Raw genomic sequence first — 13,335 nt, forward strand, 5'->3', positions numbered from 1 at the left:
AGAACCTCTAGCGTGGGAAATACACCCCGCGCGACTCGCAGGTACTCGGCCAGATCACCTCTGGTCGGGTACCTGCTTCGTCGCCTCGGAACCTCAGTCCTGCTCCTCTTCGGAGTCACTATCGTCACGTTCGCTCTCGCGAACCTTGTGCCGGGTGACCCCATTGCGGCAGCGCTCGGTGAAGGGGCGGCGAGCAACCCCGCCACGGTCGAGGCGTACATCAAGGAACGTGGGCTCGATCAGCCGCTTCCCGTGCAGTACGTCAACTACATCAGCGGCCTGTTCCAGGGCGACATGGGCATCTCGCTGCGTACAGCACAGCCTGTGGCATCCGACCTCTCTAAGGCCGTGCCGGCCACGGTCGAGATCGCTTTGTTGGCCATCGTTGTCAGCCTCGGCGTCGGTGTGGCTCTCGGCTCCCTCGCGGCCTACCGCCGCGGCAAGATCAGCGACCAGCTGGTGCGCGTGTTCTCGCTCATCGGCCTCAGCATCCCGACCTTCTGGATGGCGCTGGTCAGCTTCAACTTCTTCTTCCTGCAACTGCGCATCGCACCCGGTTCGGGTCGGCTGTCGCCCGCGTTGGCACCGCCTCCCACAGTGACGGGCTTCTATACGGTCGATGCCCTGCTGGCGGGCCAGTGGGTCACGTTCACGGATGCCCTAGCTCACCTCATGCTCCCGGTCTTTGTTCTCTCGCTCTTCACGATCGGTCTACTCACGCGCTTCGTTCGCACCTCGGTACTTGAAGTGTTGGATGCCGACTACGTTCGTGCCGGGCGCGCTAAGGGTCTCAGCGGTCCACGACTGCTCTTCGGCTACGTGTTACGCGGAGCATCGCTGCCCATCCTCACGATCGTCGGCCTCGCGTTCGGAACCCTGCTCTCCGGCACGGTGCTCGTCGAGGCAGTATTCGCGTGGCCCGGGCTTGGCAGCTACGCCTACAACTCGGCAACCAGCCTCGACCTGCCCGGCGTCATGGGCGTCGGTCTCGTGGTGGGTGTTGTCTACCTGACTATCAATTTCGCCGTCGACCTTCTTTACGGTGTACTCGACCCGAGGGTGAGGCTCGCATGAGAAAGCGTTGGCTAAAGATTCCTGCCGCGTGGATAACCCCACTCGGTGTCATTGGCGCTGTTATCGCTGTCGCGTGGGTGGGCATTGCCTTCACCGCTCGACTGTGGGTTCCGTTCGACCCGCTGGCGCAAGACCTGCCTCGACTGCAGGCTCCCGGCATCGACACCCTCATGGGTACGGATGCTCTCGGCCGCGACATCTTCTCGCGCCTGATGACCGGTGCGGGCGTCACGATTCCGCTGGCGCTCATGCTCGTGGTGATGTCGCTCCTCGTCGGAACCCTCATCGGCGCAATCGCCGGGTACTTCGGCAAGTGGGTTGACGAGCTGTTGATGCGCTTGACTGACCTCGTCATGGCGTTCCCGACGGTCATCCTCGCGATGGTCGTCGCCGCAGCTCTCGGACCCTCGCTCTTCAACGCGGTGATCGCTGCCTTCGTGGTTTCGTGGCCGCAATACGCCCGTATGACGCGAAGCATTGTGCTCGGGCTTCGTACCCAGAACTACGTGATGGCCGGGCGGCTGATGGGCTTCTCGCCCTTCAAGACGCTGCGGGTCGATATCGCACCCAACGTGGTTGGCCCCATTCTCGTTCTTGCGAGCCTCGACGTGGGAACCGCCATCCTGCTGCTGTCCGGACTGTCGTTCCTCGGCCTGGGAGCTCAGCCTCCGACGCCCGAGTGGGGTTCGATGATCTCCGCCGCCATCCAGAACTTCGACAGCTGGTGGATCGGGTTGTTCCCCGGTCTCGCCATCCTTACCGTCGTCATGGCCTTCAACTTCGTGGGTGACTCGCTGCGAGACATCTTCGATCCGACTTCACAGGTATCGCGAGCGGGGGCACGGTCATGATCGACGCACCAACACCAGAGTCCGCGGATGCCGCATCCGCTGCCTCCACGCCCGTGCTGACCGTCGACGGTCTCACGATCGGCATCGGCTCCCGTAACAACGTCAAATCCATCGTCAAGGGCATCAGCCTCGCGCTCACCCCCGGACGTGTCCAGGGCCTCGCGGGGGAGTCGGGCTCGGGCAAGACCGTCACGTCGCTGGCGATGTTGGGTCTGCTGCCGAGCAACGCCGTCGTGGGTGGATCGATTCGGCTCACTGATCCTGAAGGTGGCGACACCGAGCTTGTCGGGATGTCGCACCGCCAGTTGAACGAGATCCGTGGGCGTCGCATTGCGATGATCTTCCAAGACCCATCGTCGAGTCTGCACCCGCAGCTCACCGTCGGAGTTCAGCTCACCGATCACGTGACGCGTCACCTCAAGCTCTCCAAGAAGCAGGCTCGCGAGCACGCCATCGGGCTGCTCGACCGTGTACGCGTGCCCAACCCCGCAGAGGCTCTTGGCCGCTACCCGCACCAATTCTCGGGCGGTCAGCGCCAGCGCATCGCCATCGCGATTGCTCTTGCTTGCGATCCCGTCGTGCTGTTGGCGGATGAGCCGACTACGGCGCTCGACGTCACCGTTCAGGCGGGCATCCTGCACTTGCTGCGCGACCTAGCGGATGAGCGTCAACTGGCGGTTCTCCTCGTTACTCACGATCTGGGTGTCATGAGCGCTATCGCCGACGACATTGCTGTGATGCGTCACGGCGAGATCGTCGAGTCCAACGTTCGACACAACATTTTCGCCAACCCGCAGCACGCCTACACGCGTGAACTGCTCTCGTCTCTGCCCGGTGCAGAAGGCTTCCAGGAGGTAAGCGAATGAGCGAGCTGCTCGAAGTATCCGACCTCGTTATCGAGTATCACGGCGCGACTGTTGTGCGCGCTGTCGACGAAGTCTCCTTGACGATCGCCCCCGGTGAAGTTCTTGCTCTCGTGGGGGAGAGCGGCTGTGGCAAGTCGAGTCTCGCGCGTGCCGTCGTCGGCATGGAAAAGCCTCGTTCTGGTGCCGTCACCTACCGTGACGCCGAAGTCCCTCTGCTCGGCGTGCGTCGCCGCAAGGCGCAGTTCACGTCGATTCAGATGGTTTTTCAAGACCCCAATTCGTCGCTCAATCCGCGCATCCGCGTCGGCCAACAGATCTCCGAGGGCATTCGTGCAGCGGTTGAGCGTGGTGCCGAAGGCTCGCAGCCCGAAGAATGGCTAGAACGCGTGGGCCTGCCCACCACCATGGTGTCGCGCTACGCCCACGAGCTATCGGGTGGTCAGCGTCAACGCGTCGCTATCGCACGAGCTCTTGCCGCACGCCCCGATCTGTTGGTGGCTGACGAACCGATTTCTGCTTTGGATGCCTCGAGCCAGGCTTCTGTCGCTGACATGATGCGCAAGCTCGCACTCGATGCCGGCGCCGGGTTGCTCTTCATCTCTCACGACCTCGCGATCGTGCGTCTCATTGCCGACCGCACCGTCGTGATGTATCGCGGCAAGATCGTCGAATCGGGAGTATCCGATCTCATCTGGAACGATCCCGTACATCCCTACACTCGGGCGCTGATCTCGGCGATTCCCGAGCCAGACGGCAAGGGCATTCTGCCCGCGGCTCCCGCTGCGGAAGCCCCCGAAGAGTGGCGGCTGACGATGCCTGAGGCTCTGAACCGCGTCTAATTGGCGTAAATGTAGTTACACGCTTGTATTTTCCCGGATTTGTCAGGGATAATGTCCCCAAGCGGTTCGCCGCACAACTTAATAGCCAAAAGTGCCGTCACAGGTACCGTTCGTGGGTCGATGGGGAAGTCGCACCCAAACGGAACGGAGATATCGTGACTGCACACAACGCTCGCGGAGTGCTCTACGTGCACTCTGCTCCTCGCGCGCTCTGCCCACATATTGAGTGGGCTGCTGGTCGCGCTCTCGAACGCGCCGTGAACTTCGATTGGGACAACCAACCGGTGCTCAAGGGATCTCAGCGTGCCGAGTTCTACTGGGAAGGCCCGCAGGGCTCCGGTGCGGTGCTCGCTGCTGCGCTCCGCGGCTGGGAGCACCTTCGTTTCGAAGTGACCGAAGACCCGAGCCCCGGCTCCGACGGCGGACGATGGATGCACACGCCCGATCTCGGAATCTTCTTCGCGCAGACCGATAGCGTCGGCAACATGGTGATCCCCGAGGATCGCCTGCGTTACGCGATGGAAGTTGCCGGTTCCGATGCGTTCGAACTGCATCGTGAACTCCGCTTGGCACTCGGCCAGGCTTGGGACGACGAGCTTGAGTCGTTCCGTCACGCCAGTCAAGACTCTGCAGTTGTGTGGCTCCACAAGGTAGGTTGACCATGATTTCCGAACGTACGCACACTCCAGAAGTAGCGGTTGACACACGGATTCCACTGATCGAGTGGCAGGACTGCACCGATGTCGTGCTCGACGCTGTCGACTCGCCCTTCGATGGCGAGTGCACCCTCCACGACGGATGCCGCTCCATCCTTTGACGCGTTGCATCTTCTGAATGCAGCGCCTTCATTCCTGCGCTGAAAAGCCATCTGCACATTTGTGTTGCTGTTTGTTCGCTGCGAGCGTGCCGTTCAGGTGGCTTGCAGCAGACTCCCGGAGTAGCGTTGAAACGTGGCCGGAAGTATTCGGGCACGGTTGCCACAACGGGCCGTCCTCGGGTCCTCGGGCCATCTCCTTCCGGCTGAAACCGATTCAGTATTTGGAAGGAACACCATGTCTCGCTTTGACGGAAAAGTAGTTCTCATCAGCGGCGGCGCCCGCGGAATGGGCGAATCGCACAGTCGCGGAGTCGTCGCGGAGGGCGGCAAGGTCGTCATTACTGACGTTCTCGACGCCGAAGGTCAGGCTCTGGCTGACGAGCTGGGCGAAAACGCCATCTATGCGCACCTCGACGTCACCAAAGAAGACGAGTGGAACGCCGCGGTCAAGCTTGCGGTCGACACCTTCGGTGGCCTCAACGTGCTCATCAACAACGCCGGCATAGTGAACTTCGGAACCCTCGACGGGTACACCGAGAAGGACTGGTCGTTGATTATCGGCATCAACCTCACCGGATCGTTCCTCGGCATCCGCGCGGCAGCTCCTGAACTCGTCAAGAATGAGACCTCGGCCATCGTCAACATCTCGTCGACTGCCGGCATGCAGGGCTTTGCGGCGCTGCACGGCTACACGGCATCCAAGTTTGGACTCCGTGGTCTCACGAAGTCAGTTGCGATGGAGCTGGGCCCGCAGGGTGTTCGAGTGAACTCGGTACACCCCGGAAACATCCGTACGCCGATGACTGACGGTCTCGGCATCGACGAGACTCGCACCCCGATTCCTCGCCTGGGCGAAGCAGAGGAAGTTACCAAGATGGTGCTCTTCCTTGCCAGCGAGGACTCGAGCTACTCGACCGGTTCTGAATTCATCATCGACGGTGGAGTGCTCGCCGGCGAGGGCGCAGTGCCTCAGTAGTTAATACCTCAGCAGTTACAGTTCTGCTGAGGCGTGGGCACGGAAAAGTCGTCTCTCGCCTCATCGCACTCGTTAACGACACATCGCCCGCCTCGATCTTATGATCCGGCGGGCGATGTGTTGTTAAGCGCTTACCGGCACGGCCGACGAGCGCAGCGGAGCTTAGACCGAGCGGAACGCTGCAACAGCGTTGTGGCCGCCGAAGCCGAACGAGTTGCTAATCGCCAGTTGGGGTCCCGAGCCGAGGTCGCGAGGAGACGTAACGACGTCCAGCGGAATCGCCGGGTCCTGGTTGGTGAGGTTAATCGTCGGGGGAGCCGTGCGGTGGTGGAGAGCCAAGACCGTGAAGATGGCCTCGAGTGCTCCTGTGCCGCCCAAGAGGTGGCCTGTGGCGCCCTTGGTGGCCGAGACGGGAATGTTCGGCAGGTGGTCGCCAAAGATGCGCAGAAGCGCCTTGTACTCGGCGATGTCACCAACAGGTGTACTCGTCGCGTGAGCGTTGATGTGAGTAACTTCCTCTGGCGTTGCTCCGGCCGCTTCGAGAGCATCGCGGACAGCGCGTGCTGCAGCGGTTCCCTCGGGGTCGGGCGCAGTGATGTGGAACGAGTCACTCGTCACAGCACCGCCGGCGAGCTCAGCGTAGATGCGAGCACCACGGGCGAGCGCGTGTTCTTCGGTCTCGAGAACGAGCGTTGCCGCTCCTTCGCCGAGTACGAAACCATCACGGGACACGTCGTAGGGGCGTGAGGCCGTTGCCGGGTCGTCATTCCGCTTCGAGAGTGCTTGCATCGACGCGAAGGCGGCGATGGGAAGCGGGTGAACCACGGCTTCCGTTCCACCGGCGATGACGACATCCGCAAGTCCAGCCTGCAGGTGCGCGTACGCGTTGGCGAGAGCCTCGGTGCTGGAAGCGCACGCGGAGACGTCGGTGCGAGCGTACGCACGCGAAGGAATCGCCATGCTGATTGCGGCCGCAGCGGCATTCGGCATGAGCATCGGGATCGTCATGGGAAGAACACGACGGGGGCCCTTTTCGCGCAGGGTGTCCCAGGCGTCGAGGAGGGTCCAGAGTCCACCGATTCCGGTGGAGTAGTCGACACCGATACGAACGGGGTCTACATCGGGGGAGCCGGCATCCGCCCAGGCTTCACGAGCCGAGATGAGGGCGAACTGGCTAGAGGGGTCAAGACGCTTGTATTCAACGCGCTCAAGAACTTCCTCGGGGCGAACCTTGGCTTCAGCAGCGAAGGTCACGGGCAACTCGTGCTTGGCGACCCATTCGTGCTCAAGGGCACGCGCGCCGGATTCGCCAGCGAGAAGGGCGTTCCACGACTCGGTCGCGGTTCCGCCGATGGGCGTAGTGGCACCGATACCGGTGACAACGATCTTTTTGGTCATTTCACGTTCCTTTAGAGTGCATGGCTCAGAAAGTCGGCCAACGGCAGACTTCTGGAGTGCTGCGCGGAGGCCAACCGCAACGAGTGCGGTTGGCCGTCCACGACGAGCGGGTGTTACGCCTGAGCGTTGGTGATGAAGCTCACTGCGTCACCGACGGTCTTGAGGTTCTTTACCTCTTCGTCGGGGATCTTGACGTCGAACTTCTCTTCTGCGTTGACAACGATCGTCATCATCGAGATCGAGTCGATGTCGAGGTCATCGGTGAACGACTTGCCCATCTCAACAGTGTCGGTCGCAATGCCGGTCTCGTCGTTGATGAGCTCAGCCAATCCGGCCATAACTTCTTCAGTGGACAGTGCCATGTTTTTCTCCTTGGGATGTAAATTGACCGTTAGCCAGTGTAGGCCAGCGGCAGTGATTCTTAGGGTTACTACGGCAGAACGATTACCTGCGCGCCGAAGACAAGGCCCGCACCGAAACCAATCTGGAGGGCGAGGCCGCCACTCAGTTCGGGGTTCTCTTCGAGCAGACGATGAGTCGCCAGCGGTATGGATGCTGCTGACGAGTTGCCCATCTCGGCAACATCGCGAGCGATCACCACAGATTCGGGCAGCTTGAGTTGCTTAGCGAACTCGTCGATGATGCGCATGTTGGCCTGGTGGGGGATGAACGCGGCCAAGTCGTCTGCGGTGATTCCCGCAACATCCAGAGCTTCCTTCGCCACCTTGGCCATGTCCCAAACAGCCCAACGGAAGACCGTCTGGCCCTCCTGGCGCAGAGTCGGCCACGCAGCGTCGCCTTCGCGGAAGTCGACAAGAGTCGCGTTCATCTTGATCGCATCGGCCTTCGAACCATCCGAACCCCACACTGGGGCGGAGATGCCGGGGGTATCGCTCGGGCCGATGACAACCGCTCCGGCGCCGTCGGCAAGAAGGAACGAGATACTGCGGTCGGTCGGGTCAACAATGTCGGAGAGCTTCTCGGCACCGATGACGAGTGCGTACTTTGCAGCACCCGCGCGAATCAGAGCATCAGCTTGAGTCACCGCGTAGCTGAAACCAGCGCAAGCAGCGTTGATGTCGTACGCCGCAGCGGGGTTAGCACCCACGCGGTCGGCAACAACGGCGGACATCGAGGGGGTCTGCAGAACGTTGCTGATCGTGGCAATAATCACGAGGTCGATGTCTGCGGGGTCGATACCCGACTTCTCGATCGCTTCGCGAGCCGCGTCAACGGCGAGGTCGACAGCGAGAATGCCAGCGGATGCGCGGCGGCGCGTGATCATGCCAGTGCGCTGTTGAATCCACTCATCGCTCGAGTCAATCGCTTCGACGAGCTGGTTGTTGTCAACGACGAGGTCACCACGGGCGGCGCCGTAGCTATAGATCTTCGTGAACTGTGACCCGGCGGACTGGGTGAGGGTGGGTGCGGTCATGCGTTGGCCTCCATCAGGTCAAATGCTGCGGATAGATCATCGGGGGTCTTCACTGCTACAGCAGGAATTCCGCGAAGGCCGCGCTTAGCGAGACCCGTCAGTGCGCCTGCGGGCGCAAGTTCGATGATGCCGGTGACGCCGGCATCCGCCAGCGAGTTCATGGTGAGATCCCATCGAACCGGCGAAGAAACCTGGCCAACGAGAAGGTCAACGAAGTGTGAACCGCTCTCGATCAGCGAGCCATCGCGGTTCGTGTAGATCGGCAGCGAAGGATCGTTCGCGGTGAGGTCGGCAGCCACGGTTTCGAGGTGCGCGACCGCGGGCTGCATGTAACGCGTGTGGAAGGCGCCGGCGACCTGCAGCGGCACGACACGCGTTCCCTTGAGTGGTTCTTCGGCGAGCTTGGCGAGTGCGTCGAGTGCTCCGGCGACAACGATCTGACCGCCACCGTTGAAGTTGGCCGGCTGAAGGCCGAGTTCGGCGAGACGCTCGAGCAGCGCAGTTTCGTCTCCACCGATGACGGCAGACATTCCTGTGGTCTCGAGTGCCGCCGCGGCGGCCATGGCCGATCCGCGCTGCACGACAAAGCGCATCGCGTCGTCTTCAGAGAGGATGCCCGCAGCGGCTGCCGCGGTGATCTCGCCAACGGAGTGACCGGCAACGGCACCAATGTGCTTGCGACGGCCTCCGGCAGTCAGCGCGCTGAGGGTGAGCAGGCCAGCAGCCACGATGAGCGGCTGAGCCACCGCGGTGTCGCGAATCGTGTCGGCATCCGAAGTCGTGCCGTGCGCGATCAGATCGATCCCGGCAGCCTCAGAGATCGCTCCAAGCTGCTCTCGCAGGGCAGGGTCTTCGAGCCAGGGCTCAAGAAAACCGGGGGTCTGGGAGCCCTGACCGGGCGCTACTACAACAATCACTTAGCTAGTCTGCCAATCTTTCGTCGGAATCGCTTGGATGACCCCACCAAAGCTCGACGGGATCGTTGTGTGAACTCACCAAACGGCGGAACGCTAGCGAGCGCGTCCGGGCTCGGGCTCAGAAATCGAACCCACGATGAGGGCTGCTTGCAAGATCAGCGCTTCGCGCGCTCCCGTGGCATCCCAGCCAATGACTTCGCTGACCCGCTTCAAGCGGTATCGAACGGTGTTGGGGTGCACGAAAAGCTCGCGTGCGGTGGCCTCGAGAGACCTGCCGTTGTCGAGATAGCACCACAGCGTCGTGAGCAGGTCGGTCGAATGGGCTTGAAGTGGTTTGTAGATCTTGTTGATGAGGGTCGAGCGAGCGAGCGGATCTCCCGCGAAAGCACGCTCCGGCAGCAGATCGTTCGCCAAAGTTGGGCGGGGAGCATTGCGCCACGATCGAGCGACGGCAAAGCCAGCCAGAGCTGCCTTCGCGCTCTTCGAAGCATCAACAAGGCTCGGAACCTCCGGGCCGAGCACGAGGTGCCCGCTACCGAAGCCAGGCTCCAACTGCTCAGCGATCGTGATGAACGGCAGTGGCTCCTCGTCGTCGGTTTTCTCCGAGCGGGGTGCTGCGCGGCCGATGACAAGCACTAGGCGCGAACCTTGCACTCCGATGAGAACATCGGCGTCGAGGTGACGAGCTGTACGACGCAATTGGTCAACGTCGAGCATCCGCGGGGAAGTGCCCACGAGTACGCACACTTCGCCATGACCGTTCCAGCCCAGAGCCGCAATGCGACTCGGCAGTTCGTTGTCGTACTCACCGCTGAGGATCGAGTCAACAACGAGAGCCTCAAGGCGCGCATCCCACAGTCCGCGTGCTTCAGCGGCACGGGCGTACACGTCGGCGGCGGCGAAGGCGACCTCTCGCGAGTACAACAGAATTGCTTCGCGCAGTACGTCGTCGTCAGCCTTGACCCGCGCTTCAACAACTTCGACCGCAATACGGATGAGCTGCAAAGTTTGGAGCAGTGACACCGACCGCAAAAGCTCGCGGGGAGCCGCACCAAAAACGTCAGCCGCGATCCACGGGGTGGAGGTGGGGTCTTCAAACCAGCTGATGAAGCTGGTAATTCCGGCCTGAGCGACGAGCCCGACGGCGGAACGCCGCCCTGGAGGGATTTCTCCGTACCAGGGCAGCGTGTCCTCGAGACGCTTGAGCGTCGCCGTCGATAGTTCGCCCGAGATCACACGCAACCAGGCGAGCGTTTGCGCCTTGGTCTTCTGTACCGGGGGAATTGTTTTTGCCTAGCTTTCGCCGCCGGCAGAACCGGTGGTACCAGCGTTGACGTCGTGGAGGCTGTACTTCTCAATTGCTTGAGGAAGTACTGCCGGGTCCATCTCGCCGCGCTTCACGAGCGACTGCAAGGTGCGAACAACCAGCGAGTGGCTGTCGATCTTGAAGTAGCGACGTGCTGCTGCGCGGGTGTCCGAGAAGCCGAAGTCGTCGGCACCGAGAGTAGCGAAGTCACCGGGGATGAACGCGCGCACCTGGTCGGGTACAGCGTGCATGAAGTCAGTGACGGCCAAGAACGGTCCCTGAGCATCCGCAAGCTTCGACGTGAGGTACGGAACCTTGGCCTCGGCGGTGGGGTTGAGGAAATTGTGCTCCTCAGCCGCCAAACCTTCGCGACGCAGCTCAGACCACGAGGTAACAGACCACACATCAGCGGCTACGCCCCAGTCAGAAGCCAGCAACCGCTGTGCTTCGAGAGCCCACGGAACAGCAACACCCGACGCCATCAGCTGAGCCTTCGGCCCGGTGATAGTCGGCGATGCCAAGTGGTAAATACCCTTGAGTGCGCCCTCAACATCGAAGTTCTCTGGCTCAGCGGGCTGAACGAGAGGCTCGTTGTACAAGGTCAGGTAGTACATGACGTTGGGGTCTTCGTGCTCCCCGCCGTACATGCGCTCAATACCGTCACGCACGATGTGGCCGAGCTCGTAACCGTAGGCAGCGTCGTAGCTGATCACTGCGGGGTTCGTGGATGCCAGCAGCAGTGAGTGACCGTCAGCGTGCTGCAGTCCTTCACCGGTGAGCGTTGTGCGTCCGGCGGTAGCGCCCATGATGAAACCACGGGCCATCTGGTCGCCCGCAGCCCACATGGCGTCACCTGTGCGCTGGAAGCCGAACATTGAGTAGAAGACGTAGACGGGAATCAGCGGCTCGCCGTGAGTGGCATACGAGGTGCCCACCGCGGTGAAAGCTGCAAACGCTCCAGCCTCGTTGATGCCCACGTGAACGATCTGACCCTGCGGGCTCTCCTTGTAGGCCAGCAATTGCTCGCGGTCTACCGAGGTGTACTGCTGGCCTGCGGGGTTGTAGATCTTGGCGCTGGGGAAGTACGCGTCCATTCCGAACGTGCGTGCCTCATCCGGGATGATCGGAACGATGCGGTTACCGATCGACTTGTCGCGCAGAAGGTCCTTGAGCAAACGAGCGAACGCCATTGTCGTGGCGATCTCCTGCTTGCCGGATCCCTTCTTGACAACGTCGTAAGTCTTCGACTCGGGAAGCTCGATCTGCGTGTACTTGCTGCGACGCTCGGGCACATAGCCTCCGAGTTCGCGGCGACGCTCCTGCAGGTACTGGATGCCCTCGTCGTCGTTACCGGGGTGGTAGAACGGCGGCTGGTAAGGATCAGCTTCAAGCGCAGCATCCGTAATCGGGATGTGCATCTCGTCGCGGAACTGCTTGAGGTTCTCAAGCGTCATCTTCTTCATCTGGTGGGTCGCGTTGCGGCCCTCGAAGCTGGGGCCGAGGCCGTAGCCCTTAACCGTCTTCGCCAGAATGACCGTGGGCTGACCCTTGTGTTCGCTCGCAGCCTTGAACGCGGCGTAGACCTTGCGGTAGTCGTGGCCACCGCGCTTGAGGTTCCAGACCTCGTCATCGCTGAGGTGCTCAACCATCTTGAGGGTGCGGGGGTCGCGGCCGAAGAAGTTCTCACGAACGTAAGCGCCTGACTCAGCCTTGTAGGTCTGGTAGTCACCATCGGGAGTGCGGTTCATAAGGTCGCGCAGGGCGCCCTCATGGTCGTTGGCAAGCAGGTCGTCCCACTCGCGGCCCCAGATGACCTTGATGACGTTCCAGCCGGCACCGCGGAAGAAGCTCTCGAGCTCCTGAACGATCTTGCCGTTACCGCGAACAGGGCCATCGAGACGCTGCAGGTTGCAGTTGATGACGAAGTTCAGGTTGTCGAGTTTTTCGTTCGCGGCCCACTGAAGGGCTCCACGGCTCTCAACCTCATCCATCTCACCGTCGCCGAGGAAGGCCCAGACTTGCTTGTCTGACACATCCTTGATGCCACGGTTGCTGATGTACTTGTTGTTCTGCGCCTGGTAGATCGCGTTGATCGGTCCGAGACCCATCGAAACGGTGGGGAACTGCCAGAACTCCGGCATGAGGCGCGGGTGCGGGTAGCTCGAGATGCCGTTCGGTGCTTGCGACTTCTCTTGGCGGAAGCCGAGGAGCTGGTCCTCGCTCATCCGGCCTTCGAGGAAAGCGCGGGCATACATACCGGGGGAGGCATGGCCCTGATAGAAAATCTGGTCTCCACCACTTTCGTGGTCTGCACCACGGAAGAAGTGGTTGTGCCCTACTTCGTAGAGAGCAGCGGATGACGCGTACGTCGAGATGTGGCCGCCGACGCCAACGCCGGGGCGTTGCGCACGGTGCACTGTGATCGCGGCGTTCCACCGGATCCATGCACGGTAACGACGTTCGAGCTTTTCGTCACCGGGGAAATCGGGCTCATCATCCTTTGCGATGGTGTTGATGTAGTCCGTAGTCGGAACCATCGGAACACCGAGGTGCAAATCCTTGGAGCGTTTGAGAAGGCTGAGCATGATCTCGCGACCGCGCTCGTGTCCTTGTGCTGCAACGAGGGAGTCGAGTGATTCGTTCCACTCGGCGGTCTCCTCCGGGTCCTTGTCGGTGTTGGTTACCGAGTATGGGTCCTGGTCGTTTACCGTCACCGTTGACCTCTTTCGTGTAGAGAACAGAGTCGTGCGAGTCGAGGCACTACCGGGTTGCGGATGTGATGGGATCGACTACGCCCATCGATTCTAGTTGTCGAATGCGGCAAGATTCGAACCGGGGCTTTTTATGCCGCAAACA

At 61.5% G+C, this 13,335-nt stretch carries 13 protein-coding genes; 7 read left to right on the forward strand and 6 right to left on the reverse strand.

Annotation, left to right across the window (positions count from 1 at the left end):
* Nucleotides 1-12 precede the first annotated feature (12 nt).
* From CLV85_RS07070 to CLV85_RS07095, 7 genes are all read left to right on the forward strand, one after another.
* Nucleotides 13-1,074: an ABC transporter permease gene (locus CLV85_RS07070; protein WP_100388843.1), complete on the forward strand. Its 1,062-nt coding sequence runs from the start codon at nucleotides 13-15 to the stop codon at nucleotides 1,072-1,074.
* Entirely contained in the window at nucleotides 1,071-1,925 is an 855-nt protein-coding gene (locus CLV85_RS07075) for an ABC transporter permease (RefSeq protein ID WP_100388844.1), read from the forward strand. The genes CLV85_RS07070 and CLV85_RS07075 overlap by 4 nt, the downstream gene beginning before the upstream one ends.
* On the forward strand, nucleotides 1,922-2,791 hold the full coding sequence (locus CLV85_RS07080) for an ABC transporter ATP-binding protein (protein WP_100388845.1): 870 nt from the start codon (nucleotides 1,922-1,924) through the stop codon (nucleotides 2,789-2,791). The genes CLV85_RS07075 and CLV85_RS07080 overlap by 4 nt, the downstream gene beginning before the upstream one ends.
* Entirely contained in the window at nucleotides 2,788-3,630 is an 843-nt protein-coding gene (locus CLV85_RS07085) for an ABC transporter ATP-binding protein (RefSeq protein WP_100388846.1), read from the forward strand. Before CLV85_RS07080 ends, CLV85_RS07085 begins: the two co-directional genes overlap by 4 nt.
* A gap of 155 nt (nucleotides 3,631-3,785) precedes the next feature.
* Entirely contained in the window at nucleotides 3,786-4,289 is a 504-nt protein-coding gene (locus tag CLV85_RS07090; RefSeq protein ID WP_100388847.1) for a DUF3145 domain-containing protein, read from the forward strand.
* A 2-nt stretch (nucleotides 4,290-4,291) separates the two neighbouring features.
* Nucleotides 4,292-4,447, forward strand: coding sequence for a hypothetical protein (locus CLV85_RS13345; RefSeq protein WP_157847485.1), 156 nt, complete (start codon nucleotides 4,292-4,294; stop codon nucleotides 4,445-4,447).
* Between the two features lie 235 nt (nucleotides 4,448-4,682).
* Nucleotides 4,683-5,423: an SDR family oxidoreductase gene (locus CLV85_RS07095; protein WP_100388848.1), complete on the forward strand. Its 741-nt coding sequence runs from the start codon at nucleotides 4,683-4,685 to the stop codon at nucleotides 5,421-5,423.
* 162 nt (nucleotides 5,424-5,585) lie between these two features.
* Here CLV85_RS07095 and CLV85_RS07100 read toward each other — a convergent pair whose 3' ends face one another.
* The 6 genes from CLV85_RS07100 to aceE form a co-directional block, all read right to left on the reverse strand.
* On the reverse strand, nucleotides 5,586-6,821 hold the full coding sequence (locus CLV85_RS07100) for a beta-ketoacyl-[acyl-carrier-protein] synthase family protein (RefSeq protein WP_100388849.1): 1,236 nt from the start codon (nucleotides 6,819-6,821) through the stop codon (nucleotides 5,586-5,588).
* Nucleotides 6,822-6,934: 113 nt separating this feature from the next.
* Nucleotides 6,935-7,183 carry an acyl carrier protein gene (locus CLV85_RS07105; RefSeq protein ID WP_010202791.1) on the reverse strand — a complete coding sequence of 83 codons (249 nt, stop codon included), beginning with the start codon at nucleotides 7,181-7,183 and terminating at the stop codon, nucleotides 6,935-6,937.
* A 68-nt stretch (nucleotides 7,184-7,251) separates the two neighbouring features.
* Nucleotides 7,252-8,256, reverse strand: coding sequence for a beta-ketoacyl-ACP synthase III (locus CLV85_RS07110; protein WP_100388850.1), 1,005 nt, complete (start codon nucleotides 8,254-8,256; stop codon nucleotides 7,252-7,254).
* Entirely contained in the window at nucleotides 8,253-9,173 is a 921-nt protein-coding gene (locus CLV85_RS07115; protein WP_100388851.1) for an ACP S-malonyltransferase, read from the reverse strand. Before CLV85_RS07115 ends, CLV85_RS07110 begins: the two co-directional genes overlap by 4 nt.
* 93 nt (nucleotides 9,174-9,266) lie before the next feature.
* Complete coding sequence (locus CLV85_RS07120) at nucleotides 9,267-10,415, reverse strand: PucR family transcriptional regulator (RefSeq protein WP_229820249.1); 1,149 nt, start codon at nucleotides 10,413-10,415, stop codon at nucleotides 9,267-9,269.
* 51 nt (nucleotides 10,416-10,466) lie between these two features.
* Nucleotides 10,467-13,193: a pyruvate dehydrogenase (acetyl-transferring), homodimeric type gene (aceE, locus tag CLV85_RS07125; protein ID WP_100388853.1), complete on the reverse strand. Its 2,727-nt coding sequence runs from the start codon at nucleotides 13,191-13,193 to the stop codon at nucleotides 10,467-10,469.
* Nucleotides 13,194-13,335: the final 142 nt, after the last annotated feature.

It is taken from the genome of Salinibacterium amurskyense (assembly GCF_002797685.1).
GTDB lineage: Bacteria > Actinomycetota > Actinomycetes > Actinomycetales > Microbacteriaceae > Rhodoglobus > Rhodoglobus amurskyensis.